General features: G+C 76.0%; 21 protein-coding genes. All 21 read right to left on the minus strand.

What is annotated here, in order from left to right:
- Positions 1–83: 83 nt before the first annotated feature.
- Positions 84–587 carry a DUF3145 domain-containing protein gene (locus tag AVL61_RS12195; protein WP_058874602.1) on the minus strand — a complete coding sequence of 168 codons (504 nt, stop codon included), beginning with the start codon at positions 585–587 and terminating at the stop codon, positions 84–86.
- A gap of 310 nt (positions 588–897) precedes the next feature.
- Complete coding sequence (locus AVL61_RS12200) at positions 898–1,848, minus strand: tyrosine recombinase XerC (protein ID WP_058874603.1); 951 nt, start codon at positions 1,846–1,848, stop codon at positions 898–900.
- Between the two features lie 9 nt (positions 1,849–1,857).
- A complete protein-coding gene (gene dprA, locus AVL61_RS12205; protein ID WP_058874604.1) occupies positions 1,858–3,069 on the minus strand; it encodes a DNA-processing protein DprA in 1,212 nt (403 codons plus the stop codon).
- Between the two features lie 40 nt (positions 3,070–3,109).
- A complete protein-coding gene (locus AVL61_RS12210; RefSeq protein ID WP_058874605.1) occupies positions 3,110–4,690 on the minus strand; it encodes a YifB family Mg chelatase-like AAA ATPase in 1,581 nt (526 codons plus the stop codon).
- Positions 4,691–4,855: 165 nt separating this feature from the next.
- Positions 4,856–6,142 carry a hypothetical protein gene (locus tag AVL61_RS12215; protein WP_157571415.1) on the minus strand — a complete coding sequence of 429 codons (1,287 nt, stop codon included), beginning with the start codon at positions 6,140–6,142 and terminating at the stop codon, positions 4,856–4,858.
- An 89-nt stretch (positions 6,143–6,231) separates the two neighbouring features.
- Positions 6,232–6,600 carry a YraN family protein gene (locus AVL61_RS12220; protein ID WP_082697132.1) on the minus strand — a complete coding sequence of 123 codons (369 nt, stop codon included), beginning with the start codon at positions 6,598–6,600 and terminating at the stop codon, positions 6,232–6,234.
- A gap of 153 nt (positions 6,601–6,753) precedes the next feature.
- A complete protein-coding gene (locus tag AVL61_RS12225; protein WP_058874608.1) occupies positions 6,754–7,092 on the minus strand; it encodes a DUF2469 domain-containing protein in 339 nt (112 codons plus the stop codon).
- Positions 7,089–7,949, minus strand: coding sequence for a ribonuclease HII (locus AVL61_RS12230; protein WP_058874609.1), 861 nt, complete (start codon positions 7,947–7,949; stop codon positions 7,089–7,091). The genes AVL61_RS12225 and AVL61_RS12230 overlap by 4 nt, the downstream gene beginning before the upstream one ends.
- Complete coding sequence (gene lepB / locus AVL61_RS12235) at positions 7,939–8,844, minus strand: signal peptidase I (RefSeq protein ID WP_231738405.1); 906 nt, start codon at positions 8,842–8,844, stop codon at positions 7,939–7,941. The genes AVL61_RS12230 and lepB (AVL61_RS12235) overlap by 11 nt, the downstream gene beginning before the upstream one ends.
- 62 nt (positions 8,845–8,906) lie before the next feature.
- Positions 8,907–9,587, minus strand: a complete 681-nt coding sequence (gene lepB, locus AVL61_RS12240) for a signal peptidase I (protein WP_082697133.1) — start codon at positions 9,585–9,587, stop codon at positions 8,907–8,909.
- Positions 9,588–9,601: 14 nt separating this feature from the next.
- Positions 9,602–10,006: a 50S ribosomal protein L19 gene (rplS, locus tag AVL61_RS12245; RefSeq protein WP_058874610.1), complete on the minus strand. Its 405-nt coding sequence runs from the start codon at positions 10,004–10,006 to the stop codon at positions 9,602–9,604.
- Between the two features lie 199 nt (positions 10,007–10,205).
- Positions 10,206–11,054, minus strand: coding sequence for a tRNA (guanosine(37)-N1)-methyltransferase TrmD (gene trmD / locus AVL61_RS12250; RefSeq protein WP_058874611.1), 849 nt, complete (start codon positions 11,052–11,054; stop codon positions 10,206–10,208).
- Positions 11,054–11,671, minus strand: coding sequence for a ribosome maturation factor RimM (gene rimM / locus AVL61_RS12255; RefSeq protein ID WP_058874612.1), 618 nt, complete (start codon positions 11,669–11,671; stop codon positions 11,054–11,056). Before rimM ends, trmD begins: the two co-directional genes overlap by 1 nt.
- 151 nt (positions 11,672–11,822) lie before the next feature.
- Complete coding sequence (locus AVL61_RS12260) at positions 11,823–12,065, minus strand: RNA-binding protein (protein ID WP_017833757.1); 243 nt, start codon at positions 12,063–12,065, stop codon at positions 11,823–11,825.
- 2 nt (positions 12,066–12,067) lie between these two features.
- Positions 12,068–12,502 (minus strand): 30S ribosomal protein S16, encoded by a 435-nt coding sequence (gene rpsP / locus AVL61_RS12265; protein ID WP_058874613.1) that lies wholly within the window; start codon positions 12,500–12,502, stop codon positions 12,068–12,070.
- Positions 12,503–12,682: 180 nt separating this feature from the next.
- Positions 12,683–13,864, minus strand: coding sequence for an ABC transporter permease (locus AVL61_RS12270; RefSeq protein ID WP_058874614.1), 1,182 nt, complete (start codon positions 13,862–13,864; stop codon positions 12,683–12,685).
- Positions 13,861–14,802: an ABC transporter ATP-binding protein gene (locus tag AVL61_RS12275; RefSeq protein ID WP_082697134.1), complete on the minus strand. Its 942-nt coding sequence runs from the start codon at positions 14,800–14,802 to the stop codon at positions 13,861–13,863. The genes AVL61_RS12270 and AVL61_RS12275 overlap by 4 nt, the downstream gene beginning before the upstream one ends.
- A gap of 165 nt (positions 14,803–14,967) precedes the next feature.
- The gene (locus AVL61_RS12280; protein WP_058874615.1) at positions 14,968–15,648 is read right to left on the minus strand and encodes a response regulator; all 681 of its coding nucleotides are present in this window, start codon (positions 15,646–15,648) and stop codon (positions 14,968–14,970) included.
- Entirely contained in the window at positions 15,645–17,156 is a 1,512-nt protein-coding gene (locus AVL61_RS12285) for a sensor histidine kinase (protein WP_157571416.1), read from the minus strand. The genes AVL61_RS12280 and AVL61_RS12285 overlap by 4 nt, the downstream gene beginning before the upstream one ends.
- Positions 17,157–17,223: 67 nt before the next feature.
- The gene (locus tag AVL61_RS12290) at positions 17,224–18,531 is read right to left on the minus strand and encodes a hypothetical protein (protein WP_058874617.1); all 1,308 of its coding nucleotides are present in this window, start codon (positions 18,529–18,531) and stop codon (positions 17,224–17,226) included.
- A 70-nt stretch (positions 18,532–18,601) separates the two neighbouring features.
- On the minus strand, positions 18,602–19,087 hold the full coding sequence (locus tag AVL61_RS12295; protein ID WP_058874618.1) for an NUDIX domain-containing protein: 486 nt from the start codon (positions 19,085–19,087) through the stop codon (positions 18,602–18,604).
- Between the last annotated feature and the right edge of the window lie 2 nt (positions 19,088–19,089).

The following is a 19,089-nucleotide window of genomic DNA, read 5'->3' on the forward strand; positions in this document are numbered from 1 at the left end:
CGAAGGGCCGTCCCGCTGCTCGCGGGACGGCCCTTCGCGCGCGGCGGCCCCCTCCCCCGGAGGCGGGGCGGGACCGGGGCGGCTCAGCCGACGCGGTGCAGCCAGCGCACCGGGGCGCCCTCCGCGGCGTGCCGGAACGGCTCGAGCTCCTCGTCCCAGGCCTCGCCCAGGGCCAGGGACAGCTCGTTGACGACGAGCAGCGGATTGCCGGCCGCCGTCTCGTAGGCGTAGCGGATCCGGTCCTCGGAGACCATGATGTTGCCGGCGGCGTCGGTGGTCGCGTGGAAGATCCCGAGTTCCGGGGTGAAGGACCAGCGGGCGCCGTCGTGGCCGCGGCACGGGTTCTCGGTGACCTCGAACCGGAGGCGGCCCATCGTGCGCAGCGCCGAGGCGAGCAGGGCGCCGGTCCCGGCGGGCCCCGACCACTCCAGCTCGGCGCGCACCGAGCCGGGCTCGGCGTTCTGCTGGGTCCACTCGAGCTCGGTGCGCTGACGCGCGACCGACTCCAGCGCCCACTGGATGTGCGGGCACAGGGCTCGCGGAGCCGAGTGCACGTAGAGCACTCCGCGCGTGGTGGGTGAAGACATGACCTGTTCCTCCGTCGTGTAGGTACGTCTTCCCCAACGCCCTGCACGGAAGCGGTCCCACCCACCGGGTCGCGGCGGGCGTGCCGCACCCGGACGATGCTGTTGTCCGGTCTCCCGTGCCGCCGCGGGGATTCGAGGCCCGCACGGCGTCCGGTCGCACCGGTGCCGCACCCGTCGTCCCGCCCGGTGCCGTGCCCGTTGCCGTGTCCGGGACGTCGAGTACAATACGCCACTCATTCAACTGCAAACATTCCACGGGCGTCAACCCGGGGGTCCCGTGCTGTCCCCGGGATCCGCGCCCGAGCGCACGTCAGGCCCGGGGATGGGCCTGGCGGTAGACGGAGCCGAGGCGGTCCACGGACACGTGCGTGTAGATCTGGGTGGTCGCGACGGAGGCGTGGCCCAGCAGCTCCTGCACCGTGCGCAGGTCCGCGCCGCCGTCCACGAGGTGCGTGGCCGCCGAATGCCGCAGGGCGTGGGGACCCCGCGCGGCGGTGTCGGCGACGGTGCCGAGCTCGCGCTCCACCACCCGCCGGACCTGCCGGGCGTCGATGCGCCCGCCCCGGGAGCCGAGGAACAGCGCCGGCCCGCTGCCCGGGGCCGCGAGGACCGGCCGCCGGGCCAGCCAGAGCCCCAGCGCCTCGTCGGCGGGTCCGCCGAAGGGCACGGTGCGCTCCTTGTCGCCCTTGCCGAGCACCCTGAGCACGCGCCGGGAACGGTCGACGTCGTCGACGTCGGCGCCGGTGAGCTCCCCCACCCGGGCCCCGGTGGCGTAGAGCAGCTCGAGGAGGGCGCGGTCCCGGGCGGCGAGCGCGGCCTCCGGCCCGCCCGTCCCGGGCGCGGTGGAGCGCGCCCCGAGGTCGTCGAGCAGCTCCCGCAGCCCGTCGGCGGGCACGACGTCCGGGAGGTGGCGCCGGCGCCGGGGGGCCACGAGGCGCAGGCTGGGATCGGTGCCCACGAGGCCCGTGGCGGCGGCCCAGCCGAAGAACCCGCGGACGGACGCGGTCCAGCGGGCCATGGACGCCCGGCCCGCCCCCTCGGCGTGCCGGGCGGCCAACCACGCGCGGAGCATGTCCAGGTCCACGGCGGCCGGCGTCGCCACCCCGTACCGGGCGTGCAGCCAGCCGAAGAGTGCTCGGAGGTCGCCCGTGTAGGCGTGCACGGTGCTGGGGCTGCGGGCCAGCTCGTGCACCAGGTGGTCCGCGTACCGCTCCAGGGCGCGGACCACGGCCGTGGGCAGCGGGGCGGCGTCGGACGTCATGGGGCGAGTCTAGCCACGGCGGCGCCAGCCCTGCCCCGACCCCTCCGCCAGGCCGCGCTCCTCGAGCCGCCGCAGTCCGCCCAGCACCTCGCGGACGGACAGCCCGGCGACGCGGGACAGGTGGTCCGGGCGGCTGGGCGACCTCAGGGGCAGGGCGTCGAGGAGCACCCGGTCGCGGTCCGGGAGCCCGTCGACGACGGAGACGGGGCCGGGGCGCTCCGGGACCGCTGCGGTGCCGATGGGCTGGATCAGCTCGAGCACCTCGTCGATATCCGTCACCAGGACGGCGGTGCCCTCCCGCAGCAGCCGGTGACAGCCTGCGGAGGTGTCGGCGTGGACGCTGCCGGGCACCGCGCCCACGGGCCGGCTCAGCCCGTCGGCGTGGTGCGCGGTGTTCTGGGCGCCCGAGCGCCACCGTGCTTCGACCACCACCGTGCCGGCCGAAAGGGCCGCGATGATCCGGTTGCGCTGGAGGAAGCGGTACCGGCTGGGTGTGCAGCCGGGGGCGACCTCGGCCAGGAGCAGGCCGGCGGCCTCGACCCGGCGGAGCAGCTCCCGGTTGCCCGGCGGGTAGAGGCGGTCGATCCCGCACGCCATGACCGAGACCGTGGCGGGGTGCGCGGTGCCGGTGGCCAGCGCGGCGGAGTGCGCGGCCTCGTCGATGCCGTGGGCGCCGCCGGAGACGACCGTCCAGCCGCGGGCGGCCAGGGCGCCGGCGAGGTCCAGGGCCACGTGCCGGCCGTAGGTCGAGCAGTCGCGGGAGCCGACGACGGCGACGGCGCGGGCGGCGGGGAACCCGAGGAGCCGTCGGTCGCCGCGGCCCCACAGGCCGACCGGCCGGTACAGGCCCAGGTCGGTGAGCGCCGCGGGCCAGTCGGGGTCCTCGGGGACCGCGAACCACGCCCCGGCCCGCGTGGCAGCCGCCAGGTCCTCGGCGGGGTCGAGCTCCGCCGCCCGGGGTCCCCAGCGGGCCAGGGCGCGCCGGAGGTCGACCTGCCGGGGACCGTAGCCGGCCTCCGCCGCGGCCCGGACGAACACCGGGTGCTCCGCGGCGCCGATGGGGCGTGCTCCGGTGGCGATCTCGAGCGCGGCGACCGGTCCGAGCGCCGCGAGGAGCAGCATCGCGGTGGGGTCCGTGGGCTCCACGAGCCGGGACAGGCCGGCCCGGGCCAGCAGCAGCGGGTCGTGGTCGGGGCGCGGAGCGGGCGGGGTGGGGTGCACGGCGGGATCCTCCTGTCGCGGGCGGGGGACGCGGCGGCGCTCAGGCCGGCACGAGGGAGCGGAAGTACAGCGCGGTGTCGACGTCGTCGAGGACGGGCGCGCCGCGGCCCTCGAGGTCGGCCAGCGTCCAGGCGACCCGGAGCACCCGCTGATGACCGCGGGCGGTCAGGGAGCCGCGGTCCATCGCCCGCTCCAGCGGCGCGGTGACCGCGCGCGGCGGCCGCAGGGCACCGTGCAGGAGACTGCCCCCGAGCTCGGCGTTGGTGCGCAGGCCCAGGCCGCGGAGGCGCTCCGCCTGCGCGGCCCGCGCGCGGGTGACGCGCACGGCGACCTCCGCGGTGGTCTCCCCCTGCCCGGCCCCGGCGGCGAGCTCGCCGTAGGACACCTTGGGGACGGAGATCTGCAGGTCCACCCGGTCCAGCAGCGGGCCGCTCAGCTTGCCGAAGTAGCCGCGGCGGACCCGCGGGGTGCACGTGCAGTCGGCGCCGTGTCCCCCGGACCGACCGCACGGACAGGGGTTCGCGGCGAGCACCAGCTGGAAGCGGGCCGGGTAGACGGCCGAGGCCGCGGACCGGTCGATCGTGACCCGGCCGTTCTCGAGGGGCTGGCGCAGGGCGTCGATCACCCCGCGGTCGAACTCGGGGGCCTCGTCGAGGAACAGGACGCCGCGGTGCGCCCGGGAGGCCGCACCCGGCCGCGGGATGCCGGCCCCGCCCCCGAACAGGGCGGCCGCCGAGGCCGTGTGGTGCGGGGCCTCGAACGGCGGCCGGCGGATCAGGGCGGTGCACCGCCCTGCGGCCCCGTCGAGCGAGTGGACGGCCGTGACCTCCATCGCGGCGTCGTCCTCGAGGTCCGGCAGCAGCCCGGGGAGTCGCTCGGCGAGCATCGTCTTGCCGGATCCGGGCGGGCCGACCATGAGCAGGTGGTGCCCTCCCGCGGCGGCGATCTCCAGGGCCAGCCGGCCGTCGGCCTGTCCGGCGACGTCGGCGAGGTCGGGCGCGGCGTGCGGGACGGGGTCCGTCCCGGCACGATCCGCCCCGGCCCCGTCGGCCCCCGCAGCGCCCGGCGCGCCCCGACCGGAGCCGGACGGTGCCGGCCGGCGCAGTCCCGCAGGATCGGCTCCCGCGGCGGCGAGCACCTCGGCGAGGCAGCCGAACCCCTGCACCCGGGCGCCGGGGACCAGTCCCGCCTCCGCGGCGTTCGCCGCCGGCACGACGATCCCCTCGTGCCCCGCGCGCACGGCCGCCATGACGGCCGGCAGGATCCCGCGCACGGGGCGCAGCGCCCCGTCGAGCCCCAGTTCCGCGAGGAAGACGGTCCGCCCGGTCGGGGGCACGCCCCCGGCGGCCTGCAGGGCGCTCATCACGATGGCGAGGTCGAAGAGGGACCCGCGCTTGGGCAGGGTCGCCGGGGTCAGGTTGACCGTGAGCTTGCGGGGGCTCAGCGGCATCCCGCTGTTGCGCGCCGCTGCCCGCAGCCGCTCCCTGGCCTCGTTGAGCGCCGCGTCCGGCAGGCCCACGATGGAGAACGCCGGGAGGGTCTGGCCGATGTCCGCCTCGACCTCCACCATCGACCCGTCGAGCCCGACCAGGGCCACGGCCCACGTGCGCGCGAAGCCCATCAGCGCACCTCCGCGGTGCGTGCGGACGGGCCCGGTGGGCGGCGGGCTGGGGCGGTGGGCGGGACGTCACGGCGACGGTGCATGGGAACCTCCTGGTCCCCATGCTGGGCGGGCCGGGCGCCGAGCGTCAGCCCTGCATGCCCGGCAGTGGACAGCAGCGCCGGATCAGACCTGCTCGGTCCCGCTGGGGAGCGAGGGTTCCGCCGTGGCGGTGGTCGACGGAGCGGTGGTCGACGGAGCGGTCGTCGGCGCCACGGTCGCGGCCGTGGGTGCCGGTGTGGGCGTCGGGGACGGGCTCGGCGGCCAGTTCCGGCGTCCGGTGGGGCTCGGCGAGGGCGAGGCCGTCGCGCCGGCGGTGGCACCGTCCCCGTCCGGCTCCGGGGTCGCGACCCCGCCGGTGTCGTTGTTCCCGGCGGGCGGGATCGTGTCCACCGGCGGCTGGGCGGTCGTGGGGGCGGGGGACGGCGTGGGCGTCGGCTCGGCCGTGGGCTGCTGTGCGGGCGGCGGTGCCGGGCCCGCCGTCGGCTCGGCCACGGGGGCGCAGGCCGTGGTCCAGGCCGCCTGCTGGGCGGGCCCGGACGGCTGGGACGGGTCCGTGCAGTCCGGTACGTAGCCGGGCTCGGCGGCGGGTGCCGGTGCGGGCTCCGCCGTGGCGGGTGCCGCCGGCTGCTGAGCGGCCGGCCGGGCGGGTTCCGGGGCCGCCGGGGCCGCCGGGGCTGCCGGGGCCGGTTCCGCCTCGAGCCGTTCCCGGGGTGCGGGGCTCGGCACGCCGGCCCGGAACTGGCGCTGTGCCGGACCGTGCCCCACGGGGGCGGGATCCAGGGCCCGGTCGTTCGGGTACGGGGACAGCTCGACGTCGTCGAAGCTGCGCGGCAGGCTCTCGAAGTCGCCGATCATGAGCTCCCGGCCGGTGCTGCCGGCGGGGACGGCACCGGTGTACTGGGCGATCAGCTCGTGCGTGCGGACATCGAGCCGGGCACCTTCCTCGGGCTCCAGGAGCGAGCCGTCGGCCGTCCAGAAGCCGCCCTCCCCGGAGCGGTTCGGGTCCCAGTCGGACAGCACCTCGGCGGCCGGCTCGAACGGGAACTGGCCGCCCTCGTGGCTGATCACCTTGAGGTCGTCGATCTGCACGGTGCGCGTGCCCTCGGTGTTGTCGATGTGCAGCTCCACGTACGTCACCGGCTCCACGTGCAGGTCCTGCCGCAGCTGCTCGACCTCGTCGTCCGGGGCCGGCACCGTGGGCAGGTCGAAGGTGATGACGGCGCCCTCCTCGGTGGTGAGGGCGTAGGGACCCGGGCTGAGACCGCTCGGCGCGGTGGTGACGGTGCCCGGCTGCGCGATCGCCTCGGGCTCGGAGGCCTTCAGCACACCGCACCCCGTGGCGGTCAGCGAGACAGCTGCCGCGAGAGCCGCGGCGCGTCGTGGAGCGGCGAGCGGTCCCGCAGCGACCACAGCACACCTCCGTCGTTCTCCCGGTCATCGACGGTCCAACATTGGCACGTCCCACGAGGCATGTCACGCGGGGCGCGGCGCGGCGCGTCTCATTGGATCTGCCGCAGGACCTCGATCTCCGGCACCCCGTCGTGTGCGAAAGTAATTGCAACAGCATCGACCCTGATCACCCGGGGGTCGCGGCCGTGAGCCCGGGCCCAGGCGGCCGCCAGGCGGTGCAGGCGCACGATCTTCTGCCGCGTAATGGACTCCAGCGGATGCCCGTAACGCAGGCTCGACCGGGTCTTCACCTCGACGACGACCACCCGCCCGTCGTGCTCCGCGACGAGGTCGGCCTCGCCGCGGAGGCCGTCCCGGGACGGGAGGGCGCGCCAGTTGCGCGCCAGCACGCGGTAGCCCCGTGCCTCGAGGTGCGCCGCCGCCAGCCGCTCGCCGCGCGCTCCCAGCTCCTCGGACACGGGCCGCCTCCTTCCCGACGGGCCCCGGCGGGAGCCGGGCCGGGCTCCCATGGTGGGCCGCGCCGGCGGCCGGCCGCGGCAGCAGCGGCGCCGTGTGCAGGGCGGATCAGGAGGCGGCGGGTTCCGCGGATCCGGCGGCGGGCACCGGACGGGTCAGGAGGCCGCGGGGTCCGCGGGTCCGGGGGCGCCGGGCACCGGGAACGGATCCGTGTGCGCGAGCTCCTCGACGTTGACGTCCTTGAAGCTCATCACGTGGACGTGCTTGACGAACCGTGCGGAGCGGTAGACGTCCCACACCCACGCGTCCTTGAGCTCGACGTCGAAGTAGAGCCCGTTCTTCGTCTCGACCGGCTCGATCCGGACGGAGTTGGCCAGGTAGAAGCGCCGGTCCGTCTCCACCACGAACTGGAAGAGCCCGGCGACGTCCCGGTACTCGCGGTACAGCTGCAGCTCGAGGTCCGTCTCGAAGTTCTCGAGCTCTTCGGCGCTCATGTCGTCCCCTCTCCGGTCCTGCTCGGGCCGGCCGCGGCCGGCGTCAGGCGCCAGCTCAGCCGGTGGTGGGGCGTGGCCCCGTGCTCCGCGAGGGCCCGGCGGTGCCGGTCGGCGCCGTAGCCCTTGTTGCTCTCCCAACCGTACTGCGGCCATCCGCTCGAGAGCTCGCCCATGATCCGGTCCCGCTCCACCTTCGCCAGCACGCTCGCCGCGGCGACGGACGCGCACGCCAGATCCGCCTTGACGCGGGTCACGACCGTCCCCGTCCACTCGGGCGCCCGGGGCCCCTCCCCCGCGGGACCGGGGGCGGGGTCAGGGTCGGGGCGGGAACCGGGGCCGGCGTCGATGTCGAAGCCGTCCAAGCCGTCCAAGCCGTCCAAGCCGTCCAAGCCGTCCAAGCCGTCGAACAGCGTGCCCGCACCGGGTCCGGAGAGCCAGTCGTGGCCGCCGTCCAGGAGCACGACGTCGGGCAGCGCGCCCCGCTGCGCGGCCGCCGCGATCGCCCGGCGCCCGGCGAGGCGCAGCGCGGCCGTCAGGCCGAGCCCGTCGATCTCCTGCGGCGAGGCGTGGCCGACCCCGCCGGCCGCGCACCACTCGAGGATGCGCGGCACGAGCGCCTCGCGCCGGGCGGGGCTGAGCAGCTTGCTGTCCCGCAGCCCGGGCACGCCGCGCTCGGTGCCCGGGCGCAGGACGACCACTCCGGCGGTGACCGGTCCGGCGAGGGCCCCGCGGCCCACCTCGTCCATCCCGCCCACGAGGCGCCCGTCCGGCCCCGCCAGGGACCGTTCGACGTCGAGCCCGGGAGCACGGCCCCGCGGCGGCGGCGTGCGCCGGACCCGCCGGGGCTCAGGAGCCACCGGCGGACCGGTCCGGGACGTCCGCGAAGACCTCGCCCGGGTTCTGCAGCAGCTGGAACCGGTCGAGCGGCCAGGCGATGACGAACGCGGTGCCCACGACGTCGTCGTGGCTGATGAAGGCGCCGTTCTCCGCGATCTCCGCCAGGTGGACGCGGGCGTCGGCGGACGCGTCCCGGTGGTCGCCCAGGACGAAGTAGTGGTTCTCGGGGACCTGGACCTCGAACTCGAGCTCCGAGGGCGCGGACCCGGGGTAGAGGTAGGCGTCCCGCTCCTCGAGGGGCTCCCCGTTGACCGTGACCCGGCCCGAGGCGTCGCAGCAGGCGACGGTGTCGCCCCCGACCCCGATGACCCGCTTGATCAGGTGCTGGTCCGTGCGGTCGGGCAGCACGCCCACGAAGGCCAGGGCGTCGTAGACGGCGTCGGTGGGCCCGCCGCCGCTGTCGGGCTGGGGGGGCAGCCAGCCCTTCGCGTCCTCGAACACGACGATGTCGCCGCGCTCGAGGGGCCCGAACGTGGGCTCGACCACGTTCACGAAGATGCGGTCGTTGAGCTGGAGCGTGTTCTCCATCGAGCCGGAGGGGATGTAGAAGCCCCGCACCAGCAGGGTCTTCACGACGAAGGCGATCAGCACGGCCCAGACCAGCACGAGGAGGATCTCCCGCACCGAGCCCCACAACGTGTCGGGGCGCTGCTTGCGGGCGCGCCTGCCCCCCGCGCGGCGGCCGCCGCGCCGGGACACGGGCTCCGGTGCGTCCTCGGGGCCGTCCCCGGGGCCGTCGGCGGGCGCCGCGGAGCGCTCCGCGCCGGCCGTGGACGCCGCCGGGACGGGAACGGCGGCGTCGCCGGGGTTCTCCTGGGGCACGCCGTCGCCGGCGGGCTGGGTCCTGTCGGCCACTGGCTTCGTCCTTCCTGGGCGGACGCCGGTGGGCGTCCGGATCCGGATCCGTGCGGATCGCGTCAGAGCTGCCCGGCCCGGTCCCAGGGCCACAGAACAGCAAGGGGTTCTCCGATGACCTTATCCGCTCGGACCAGTCCGCCACCGGGCGCGCCGAGCAGATGGCGCGAGTCCACGGAGACCGAACGGTGGTCGCCCATCAGCCAGAGACGGCCCTCGGGGACCACCACGGAGAACTCGACCTCGCTGGGGCGGTCGCCGTCCAGGACGTAGTCCTCGGTGATCTCCTCGCCGTCGACCTCGAGACGACCGCCGGGACCGCAGCAGGCCACGGTGTCCCCGGGGGCGCCGACGACCCGCTTGAGGTACACGCTGTCCGAGCCGGTGAGCCCGCTCCACCGCCCGAGGGTCTGCAGGGCCTGCACGGGCCACGGGTCGTCGCTGCGCAGCGGGGCGAAGCTGCCCCGCCCGTCGAAGACCACGAGGTCGCCCCGTTCGAGCTCCGTCGTGTCGACGAGCTTGCCGACGAGCACCCGGTCCCCCGGTTCGACGGTGGGCTGCATCGAGTCCGAGCCGATCCAGTAGACGTCCACGACCACGGCGCGCAGCAGCCCGGTGACCAGCACGGCCGCCAGGAGGGCGAGGACGACGGAACGCCAGCCCCGAGCTCGGGGCTGGCGTTCTCGCCGCACGGCGTGGGACCCGGTGGTGCGGGGGTCCCGTGCGCGGGTTCCGGTGGGCACGGACGCGCGGCGTCCTACTTGCCGGACCTGCCGGACTTGACGGCCTTGCCCGACTTCGAGGACTTGGCCGTGGTGTTGTCGCGCTTCTCGCGGATGCGGGCGGCCTTGCCGTGGCGGTCGCGCATGTAGTAGAGCTTCGCGCGCCGGACGTCGCCGCGGGTGACGACCTCGATCTTGTCGATGACCGGGGAGTGCACCGGGAAGGTGCGCTCCACGCCCACGCCGAAGGAGACCTTGCGGACGGTGAAGGTCTCGTGCACGCCGGCGCCCTGGCGACCGAGGACGAAGCCCTTGAAGACCTGCACACGGGAGCGGTTGCCCTCGACGATGTTGACGTGCACGTTGAGGGTGTCGCCCGGCCGGAAGTCGGGGACGTCGCTGCGCATGGACTTGGCGTCGAGCTGGTCGAGAAGGTTCATGGTGGCTCTCCTGGTGAACGCCGCAGGTCGCTCACGTGGGTCGGCACGGATCCGTGGTGGCGGCGGGCAGGTGCCCGGTCCGGGTGCGGGATCCGCAAGACGTGGTGACGGGGCCCCCGTGCGGGGTTCCCGGGTGTCCGGCTGTTGGTCGCTCATCCCCCTGCGGCAGGGGCGTGCCCAGCAGACACACAGCTGAACATTATGCCACAGGTTTCCCGGGGGCGTCGTCCCCGGCGCGCACCAGGCGAGCACCCGAGACGGTCCAGCCGGCCTCGGCGAGGACGGCGCGGTCCGCGCGGTCCAGGCCGGCGGGGTCGAGGGAGGCGAGGAGGTCGGGGCGGCGGGCGGCGGTCCGCTGCAGCTGGCGGTCCCGCCGCCAGCGCGCGATCCGGCCGTGGTGGCCCGAGAGCAGGACCTCGGGGACCGGCCGGTCCCGCCACAGGGCGGGCTTGGTGTAGACCGGGTACTCGAGCAGGCCGTCGGCGTGGGACTCCTCCACGAGGGACTCGGGGTTGCCGACCACGCCGGGCACGAGCCGCCCGATGGCCTCGACCATGGCCAGCACGGCGACCTCGCCGCCGTTGAGGACGTAGTCGCCGAGGCTCGTGGGACGGACGTCGAAGTGCTCGCGGGACCAGTCGACGACGCGCTCGTCGATGCCCTCGTAGCGCCCGCAGGCGAACACGAGGTGCTCGCGCAGGGCCAGCTCGCGGGCGGTGGCCTGGGTGAAGACCGCGCCGGCCGGGGACGGGACGACCAGCACCGGACGCTCGCCGCCGGCCTCGCCGCCGACCTCGTGGCCGGCGGCCGGGGCCGGGCTGCGCTCGAGGACGGCGCCGAGCGCCGCGGCCCACGGCTCCGGCTTCATGACCATCCCGGCCCCGCCGCCGTAGGGGGTGTCGTCCACGGTGCGGTGCCGGTCGGTCGTGTGCTCGCGCAGGTCCGTCACGGTCAGCTCGAGGAGGCCCTGCTGCCGCGCCTTGCCGATGAGCGAGAGGTCGAGGGCCGAGAGGTACTCGGGGAAGATGCTGACGACGTCGATGCGCATCAGCGCCCGTCCTCCGGCGCCCCGGAGCCGGAGTCCCCGCCCCCGGACCCGTCGTGCTCGCCGCCGGCGGCCGGTCCCCCTTCGCGGCCGAGCTCGAGCAGCCCCGGCGGCGGGGTCACCACGACGAAGCCGCCCTCGGGGTCGACGACCGGCACGATCTCCTCGACGAAGGGGAGCACGGCCTCGCGCCGGTCCTCGTCGAGCTCGATCTCCAGCAGGTCCTGGACCGGCAGGGTGCGCAGCCCGGTGACCACGCCGATCCGCGGCCCCGAGCCGTCCTCCGGCCCGGTGCGCACCTCGAGGTCGACCAGTTCGTGCTCGTACCACTCGTCGGACCCGGGGTCCTCCTCCGGTGCCTCGGCGAAGAGCCGGGCGCCGCGCAGGGTCTCGGCCCCGTTGCGGTCGGGGACCTCCTCGAGGGCCACGACGAGCACGGCCTTGTTCCAGCGCGCCCCGCGCACGGTGACCACGCCCGCGGGGGCGAGGGGGACGGACGGCTCGAGCAGCAGCCGGGCGCCGGGGGCGAAGCGCTCCTCCGGGGCGTCGGTGAACAGCTGCACGGTGACCTCCCCCCGGATGCCGTGGGGCTTGCCGACGCGGGCGACCTGGACCTTCATGGTGCTCCTGGGGGTCGGCGGCCGGGTGGCCGCGGGAACGGGGTGCGGTGGCGGCCGGCGGGGGCCGCAAAGCCGACGGTCCCCGCATCCGGTGCGGATGCGGGGACCGTGCGGTCGGCGGGACCGGTCGCCGGGGCGCCCGGTGCGCGCCTCAGCGGGTGCGGTCGGTGTCGACGACGTCGATCCGGACCGGGCCGTCCTCGGCGAGCGCGCCGACGACGGTGCGCAGCGCCTTGGCCGTGCGGCCCTGGCGGCCGATGACCCGCCCGAGGTCGTCCGGGTGCACCCGGACCTCGAGGGTCTCCGACCGGCGCCCGCTCTTGACACGGACGTCGACGTCATCGGGGCTGTCCACGATGCCGCGGACCAGGTGCTCCAACGCGTCGGCGAGCATGACTACTCGGCCTTCTCGGCGTCAGCCGCGGGGGCGTCGTCGGACTCGGCACCCGGGGCGGCCGGCGCGGCCTTCTCGCCCTTGGGAGTGATGGCCTCGGGGACGATCACGGAGCCCTTGTCCGGGGCCACGAACTCGCTCTTGGGCTCGGGCTGCCGGAGGGTGCCCTCGGCGCCCTCCTCGCCCTTGAACCGCTGCAGGTCGCCGGTCACCTTCAGGATGGCGGCGACGGCCTCGGACGGCTGGGCGCCGACGCCGAGCCAGTACTGGGCCCGGTCCGAGACGACCTCGATGTAGGAGGGGTGCTCGGTCGGGTGGTACTTGCCGATCTCCTCGATGACGCGGCCGTCGCGCTTCTTGCGGGAGTCGACGACGACGACGCGGTAACGGGGATCGCGCATCTTGCCCATGCGCTTGAGACGGATCTTAACAGCCACTGGTGTGGACTCTCCTGGTTCTTGGATGAGGTGAACGCCCTGGTCTCGCTCCCGTGGGGCGGGCCGGTCACAGGGGTTCTGTGGACACGAGAAACGTGCGGCGAGAGGGACCGCACGCATCGAGTACCCGTCCAGTATGCCAGACGCCGTCAAGTCCGGGGCACCACGGCGCGCACCCGCTCACTGCTCGAGCCGCGAGGCCTCCCGCCACGTGAGGGAGCGCCCGCCCTGGAACACGGCACGCCGGTAGATCCGCTCCCCCAGGCGCAGCAGCACCCAGGCCGCGGCGAGGGCGAGCGCGAGGGACAGCACGGGCTGCCACCAGGCCACGCCGCCGGCCAGCATCCGGACGGGCATGGCCACCGAGGAGACGACGGGCACGAAGGACGCGGCCGTGAGCCACGCCCCCTCGGCGTAGAGGCCGACGAGGAGGGCCCCGACGAGCACGGTCAGGATCGGCCCGCTGCTCGTCTGGAGGTCCTCGGAGCGGGAGGCCAGCGAGCCGAGGACGGCCCAGACGCAGGCCTGCGCGGCGAAGCCCGCCACGAAGAAGGCCACGAACCACCCGGAGGCGGCGAGGACCCAGCCGACGTCCGCGGCGGCCCCCGTGACGTTGACCCCGACGAGGCCGACCGCGGCGTAGAGCCCGAGCTGCCCGAAGGCGAGCAGGCAGCTGCCGAGCACCTTGCCGTAGAGCAGCTGCCGCACCGGGACGGCGGTGGCCAGGATCTCGACGACCCGGTTCTGCTTCTCCTCGAGCACCGAGTTGGCGATGGCCATGCCGAACAGGATCGCGGCCAGGTAGAACAGGAAGGCGAAGACGAAGCCCATGACGAGCCGCACGGGGCCGCGGTCCTGCCTGCCGGAGAGCAGCTCGGTGCGCACCTCGGCGCCCGCGGTCAGCTCCTCGGCGGTCGTCCCGGCCGCCCGGGCGTTGGCCGCGAGGGTCTCCTCGGCCACCGCCTGCTCGAGCGCCCGGGCGAGCCCGGGGTCGACGTCGTCCTTGCCGACCACCGTCCACCCGTCGAGGCCCCGCAGCAGCGCGGCGTCGGAGGACTCGTCGGCCACCGCCCGGCGGGCCGCGTCGCGGGAGTGCGCGGAGTGCACCGTGAGGGTGTCGTCCCCGCTGTCGGCCAGCGCCTGCGCGGCCCGTGCCGCGACGGGCCCGGCCTCGGGGGCCGCGGTGGCCAGCACGTGGTCGGCGGCGCGGCCGCCGAGCAGGGCGGAGCCGGCGATCGAGCCGGCCACGAGGAGCACCGTGACCACCGTGGAGAGCAGGAAGGACCGGTCGTGCAGCTTCACGGAGATCTCGCGGGCCGTGACGATCCACCACGGGCGGGCCGCGGGCGGGCGGGGGCTCATCGGGTGACCTCGCGGTAGACGTCGGTCAGGGAGGGGACGATCTCGGCGAACTCCAGGAGTCCGCGGGGCACGGCGGCCTCGAGCACGCGGCGGCGGGCGGCCGCGTCCTCGAGCTCGAGCACCGCGGCCGGGCCGTCGACGTCGACCACGCGCACGCCCCGCAGGTCCCGCACCCAGCCGGCGTCCTGCTCGCAGCGCAGCCGGTGCCGGCGCGGGCCGGTGCGGCGCAGCTCGTCGGCCGGGCCGGCGGCCAGGACCCGGCCGCCGGAGAGCACGACCAGGGAGTCGCAGAGCCGGTCGACGAGGTCGAGCTGGTGGCTCGAGAAGAGCACGGGCACCCCCTGGGCCGTGTGCTCGCGCAGCAGCTCGACCATGGAGTCCACGGCCACGGGGTCCAGGCCGGAGAACGGCTCGTCCAGCACCAGGGCGGTAGGTCCGTGCAGGAGCGCGGCGGCGACCTGCACCCGCTGCTGGTTGCCGAGCGAGAGGGACTCCAGCCTGTCCTTCCCGCGCGCGGCCAGGCCGAAGCGCTCCAGCAGCCGCCCGGCCTCCGCGAGGGCGTCGCCGCGGTCCATCCCGTGGAGCCGGCCGAGGTAGCCGAGCTGGTCGAGGACGGGCTGCTTGGGGTAGAGCCCCCGCTCCTCGGGCATGTAGCCGAAGCCGGCCCGGTCCGCCGCGGTGGCGGGCCGGCCGTTCCACAGGACCTCCCCCGAGGAGACCCGCAGCACGCCCATCAGCATCCGCAGGGTCGTGGTCTTGCCCGCCCCGTTCGCGCCGACGAATCCGGTCATCCGGCCGGGCTCCACCCGGAAGGAGACGTCCTGGACCACGGCCCGGCCCCCGAAGGACCGGCTCAGCCCCCGCGCCTCCAGGACGTGTCCCCCGGGGCGGCCCCGGAAGCGGGTGGTGGTCGCCGTGGGTGCGGTGCTGGTGCTCATGTGCCCGGGGTCCTCTCGGCCGGCGCGTCCGCCCGGCGGGTGGCGGGCGGCTCGTCCCCCAGCCTACGAACGCCGGGGTCCCGGGGTATCCCCACCCGGGCGGAGGGCGTGCGTCCCGGGGGGCCGGGCTCCGCCCGGTGGCCTCCGCCGCGGGGCGGAGCCGGCTCAGCCGACCAGGCCCGCCCGGTGGGCGAAGACGACGGCCTGGACCCGGTCCCGGGAGCCGGTCTTGGCGAGGATGTTGGACACGTGGGTCTTGACGGTGGCGGACCCGAGGAACAGCCGCTGGGCGATCTCGGCGTTGGAGAGCCCGTCCGAGACGAGCAGCAGCACCTCGTGCTCCCGCTCGGTGAGGGAGTCGAGGATCCGCCGCTGCCCGGGGCCGGGCGGTGCGGGAGCGGCCTCCGGGACGGGTGCCGGGGCCGGCGCGTCCGTGGTCAGGGCCCGGATCACGCGCAGCGTGGCCTCGGGGGCGAGCAGCGCGTGGCCTCCCGCGACGGCGCGCACGGCCTCCACCAGGTCGTCCGGGTCCGCGTTCTTGAGCAGGAACCCGCTGGCCCCCGCGGCGAGCGCGTCGAAGAGGTAGTCCTCGCGGTCGAACGTGGTGACGATCACGACCTTGGCGCACCCCGTTCCGACGATCCGGCGGGTGGCCTCGATCCCGTCCATGACGGGCATCTGCACGTCGAGCAGGGCGACGTCCACGGCCTCGTCGCGGGCGGCGGCGACGGCCTCCGCGCCGTCGGAGGCCTGGGCGACGACCTCGATGTCGTCCTCCACGGACAGGACCATGGCGAAGCCGGAGCGCACGAGGGCGTGGTCGTCGGCGAGCAGGACGCGGATCATGCCCCCGATCCTCGCAGACTCCCGCCGGTGTCCGGGACAGCGGCGCGGACGGGGGCGCGGACGTCGGTCTCGGCGGCTCCCGGGCCGGTGCCGCCGGGAGGCAGGGGGCAGCGGGTGCGCACCCGCCAGCCGGGCCGGCCCGTCCGCGGCCCGATCTCCGCCTCCCCGCCGTGCAGGCGGACGCGCTCGCGCAGCCCCTGGAGGCCGAAGCCGGTGCCGGCGGTGCCGGGGCGGGCCGAGCCGTCGTCGAGCACCTCGAGCTCGAACCACGGCCCCTGCGGGCCGCGGCCGGTGCGCAGGGTGACGGACGCCGTGGTGGCCGTCGAGTGGCGGATCACGTTGGACAGGGACTCCTGGGCGCACCGGAAGGCCGACAGGCCGAGGGCCGGCGGGATCCTGTCCAGGTCACCGGGGACGTCCTCGACCAGCCGGACGTCCACCGCGAGCCCGTTGTCGGCGTGCAGCCGGGCGAGGTCGGGGATGTCGGCCAGGCCGGGGTCGGGCCGCCGCGCCGCGGCGGACGTGCCCCGGCCGGGGCCCGGGGGGCCGTCCTCGCCCTCGGCGCGCAGCACTCCGAGCAGCTGGCGCAGCTCCCCCACCGCGGTCCGGCTGGACGCCTCGATGGTGCGCAGCGCGGTGGTGGCGGCGGCCGGGTCACGGCTCAGGACCTTGCGCGCGGCACCGGCCTGGATGCCGATCACGGACACGTGGTGGGCGACGACGTCGTGCAGCTCCCGGGCGATGCGCAGCCGCTCGTCGACGACGGCACGGCGGGCGATCTCCTGGGACTGCTCCCGGATCCGCTGCGCCTGCGCGGCGAGGCGGTGCTGCTGCAGCGCGGCCCGCCAGGACGCGCGCCCGGCGAGCACCGCCCCGCCGAAGTACACGGCGTTCACGAGCAGCGTGAACACCGCGTAGGACGGCAGCTGGGGCAGCGGCCCGTCGACCTCGCCCAGGCCGGTGAGGAAGTCCGCGTAGGCGTTGGTGACGGTGAAGGCCCCGAGCAGCCACAGGCCCATGGTCCCCACGACCACGGACATCGCGACCCACAGGGCCTGGCGGTCGCGCGACCAGGCGACGGCGGCGTAGAGGGCCGCGAAGTAGGCGCCCTGGAAGGGCAGCGTCAGGGCGGCCGTGGGACTGGCGTAGGTCAGGCCCAGGAACAGCGCGGAGGACGCGACCACGACCGGCAGCGGGAAGCGCCGGCGCAGGGCGAGGGGCACCACGATGAGCACGGTGCTGAGGTAGAACCGCCAGGGCTCGTCCCCGTCCGCGAGCCCCGCGTAGCTGTGCACCAGCACGGAGGCCAGCAGGGCGACCAGCAGGAAGCCCAGGGCGGCCAGCACGTCGTTGCGCCGCTGGGCCGCCGTGGGCGCGGGACGGGACCAGAACGGGTCCTCGGGGTCGTTCAGCCAGGCCGTGACGCGGGACGCGAGCGGGGCGCGCCGGCCGGCGGCCGGAGTGGTCTCCGGCCCGTCGTCCGGGTCCGTGGCGGGTGGGGTGTGCACGCCACCCACGGTAGCCCGCGGTGGCGGGCGCGGAACTCCGCCCCGCGGGGGATCCCGCGCCGGGGGCTCAGCCGCGGTGCAGGCCGAAGAAGCGGCGCAGCCGTGCCCGCGAGCCCGGGGCGGGGGGCGCCTCCGGGAGCCGCTCCGCCGTCCCGGCGGCCGGGGGCTGCTCCTCGCTCCGGCGGCGGCGCGCGCCGCGCAGGGCGGCGTAGTAGGCGCTCTCCGCGGCGGCGTCCGCGAGCAGCGCCGCCGAGAGGGTGCCGAGCACGCGTGCCCCGGCCCCGCCGCGCCGGGCCGCCCCGGCGAGCCCCACCCCGAGGGCGGTCTCGGTGCCCGCGACGGCCAGCAGGAGCTCCGGCCGGCGGACGAGGGCCCGCTGGTACCGCGCGAGGAGCCCGTCCCCGGTGGGCTCGATGGTCATCCCCCGCAGCAGGGCCGGGCCCACGCCCGTGGGCTCGTAGTGCTCGGCGCCCTCGGTCCCCGCGAGCTCCCGGCGGCCCTCCACGACCTTGGCGGCCAGCACGGGCAGGCCCAGCAGCTGCAGGACGGACTCCAGGACCAGGTCGGTGGACTCCCCCAGCACGTAGTTGCGCAGCCGGTTGGTCTCGGCCGGGTCGAGGTCGAAGACCGAGGCCACGGACTCGATCTGCAGGTCCGAGGTGCCGCCGGAGCACAGCCGGACGAGATCGCGCTCGAAGCGGGCGGCCGGCGTCTCCTCGGCCTCGACCGACACCCCGCCGGCGGGGAGCCACTCGGGGCCCCACTCGAGGGCGCACACGGCGTCGGCGGCCTCCAGCTCGGTGACGGACGCGGGGTCCTCCCCGGCGAGCAGGACCTCGAAGGAGCGGGTGGCCCCGTCCGAGGACAGCGCCACGGCGGTCTCCGCGAGACCGGTGCGCACGGCCCAGAAGTCGACCTCCGCGTCGAAGACCACCACGGACCAGCCGTGCCGGGACACCGCGGTGAACCCGGTGCCGGACAGGGCCGCCAGCACGGGCAGCTCGGGCGCGTCCAGGCGCACGAGCAGCACCCGGCGCAGCCCGGGGTGCTCGGGCCGGAGCTGCTGGCCGGTCATCCGCGCGAGCGTCGAGGAGAGCTCGTCGAGGGTGCACCCGGTGGCCACGGAGCCGTCCTCGGCGGCCTGCGCCAGCCGGCCCTCGGCGTCGGCGAGGAACATCAGCTGCGTGGCGCGGGGGCCCTCGGCGTAGGCGCTGATGAGGCGGTGGTGGGCGATGATCCTGCGCATCCCCTCGCAGGTGGGCCGCAGCCCGGAGCCGTCGGACGCGGTGGCCTCCGTCGCGCACAGCACCGTGGCGGGCACCAGGTCCCACGTGGAGGCGGGGGATGCGATGTCGTCGGCGGGGAGTGAGGTCATGGCCCCATGCTACGCCGTCGCCGGGGACGCCCCACGGGTCCGGGGAGCGTCCCCGGCGGCGCGGATCCGCTCAGGCGGGCCCGTCGACGAGCTCGGCCGTGGTCCCGTCCTCGAGGGCCGCCAGCCCCGCCCGCAGCCGGCGGGCCAGCCCGGGCCGCAGGTACCGGTCCAGCTCCGCGGGGGCGGTCCAGCGGTGGCTGAGCAGCTCCTCCTCCTGGACCGTGATGGGCGTGTCGGCGCCGATGACGCCGCCGTCGTAGACGAAGGAGACCGAGTCCCCCCACAGCCCCATGGCCACGCCGTGGTGGACGACGAGCAGCCGGCCCTCGGGCAGGTGCAGGCCGACCTCCTCGACGACCTCGCGGAAGCACCCGGTCCGGGGGTCCTCCCCCGCCTCGACGGTGCCGCCGGGCACGGTCCAGTCCGACTTGTAGTTGGGCTCGACGATCAGCACCCGGCCCGCGGGGTCGCGGATGAGGGCCTCCGCGGCGAGGCGGCGGGTCGGCAGGGAGTCCACGAACTGCTTCAGCTCGCTCTCGGACAGGTAGGAGCTCACGG

Source organism: Kocuria rosea subsp. polaris (assembly GCF_001483755.1).
In the GTDB taxonomy this organism is placed as follows: Bacteria; Actinomycetota; Actinomycetes; order Actinomycetales; family Micrococcaceae; genus Kocuria; species Kocuria cellulosilytica.

Excerpts from the sequence above, each read along its gene's own strand:
- AVL61_RS12290 (WP_058874617.1), bottom strand. The coding sequence starts at position 18,531 with ATGACCTCACTCCCCGCCGACGACATCGCATCCCCCGCCTCCACGTGG.
- AVL61_RS12195 (WP_058874602.1), bottom strand. The coding sequence starts at position 587 with ATGTCTTCACCCACCACGCGCGGAGTGCTCTACGTGCACTCGGCTCCG.
- rimM (WP_058874612.1), bottom strand. The coding sequence starts at position 11,671 with ATGAAGGTCCAGGTCGCCCGCGTCGGCAAGCCCCACGGCATCCGGGGG.
- rplS (WP_058874610.1), bottom strand. The coding sequence starts at position 10,006 with ATGAACCTTCTCGACCAGCTCGACGCCAAGTCCATGCGCAGCGACGTC.
- AVL61_RS12225 (WP_058874608.1), bottom strand. The coding sequence starts at position 7,092 with ATGAGCGCCGAAGAGCTCGAGAACTTCGAGACGGACCTCGAGCTGCAG.
- trmD (WP_058874611.1), bottom strand. The coding sequence starts at position 11,054 with ATGCGCATCGACGTCGTCAGCATCTTCCCCGAGTACCTCTCGGCCCTC.
- AVL61_RS12200 (WP_058874603.1), bottom strand. The coding sequence starts at position 1,848 with ATGACGTCCGACGCCGCCCCGCTGCCCACGGCCGTGGTCCGCGCCCTG.
- AVL61_RS12270 (WP_058874614.1), bottom strand. The coding sequence starts at position 13,864 with ATGAGCCCCCGCCCGCCCGCGGCCCGCCCGTGGTGGATCGTCACGGCC.
- AVL61_RS12210 (WP_058874605.1), bottom strand. The coding sequence starts at position 4,690 with ATGGGCTTCGCGCGCACGTGGGCCGTGGCCCTGGTCGGGCTCGACGGG.
- AVL61_RS12280 (WP_058874615.1), bottom strand. The coding sequence starts at position 15,648 with ATGATCCGCGTCCTGCTCGCCGACGACCACGCCCTCGTGCGCTCCGGC.
- AVL61_RS12260 (WP_017833757.1), bottom strand. The coding sequence starts at position 12,065 with ATGCTCGCCGACGCGTTGGAGCACCTGGTCCGCGGCATCGTGGACAGC.
- AVL61_RS12275 (WP_082697134.1), bottom strand. The coding sequence starts at position 14,802 with ATGAGCACCAGCACCGCACCCACGGCGACCACCACCCGCTTCCGGGGC.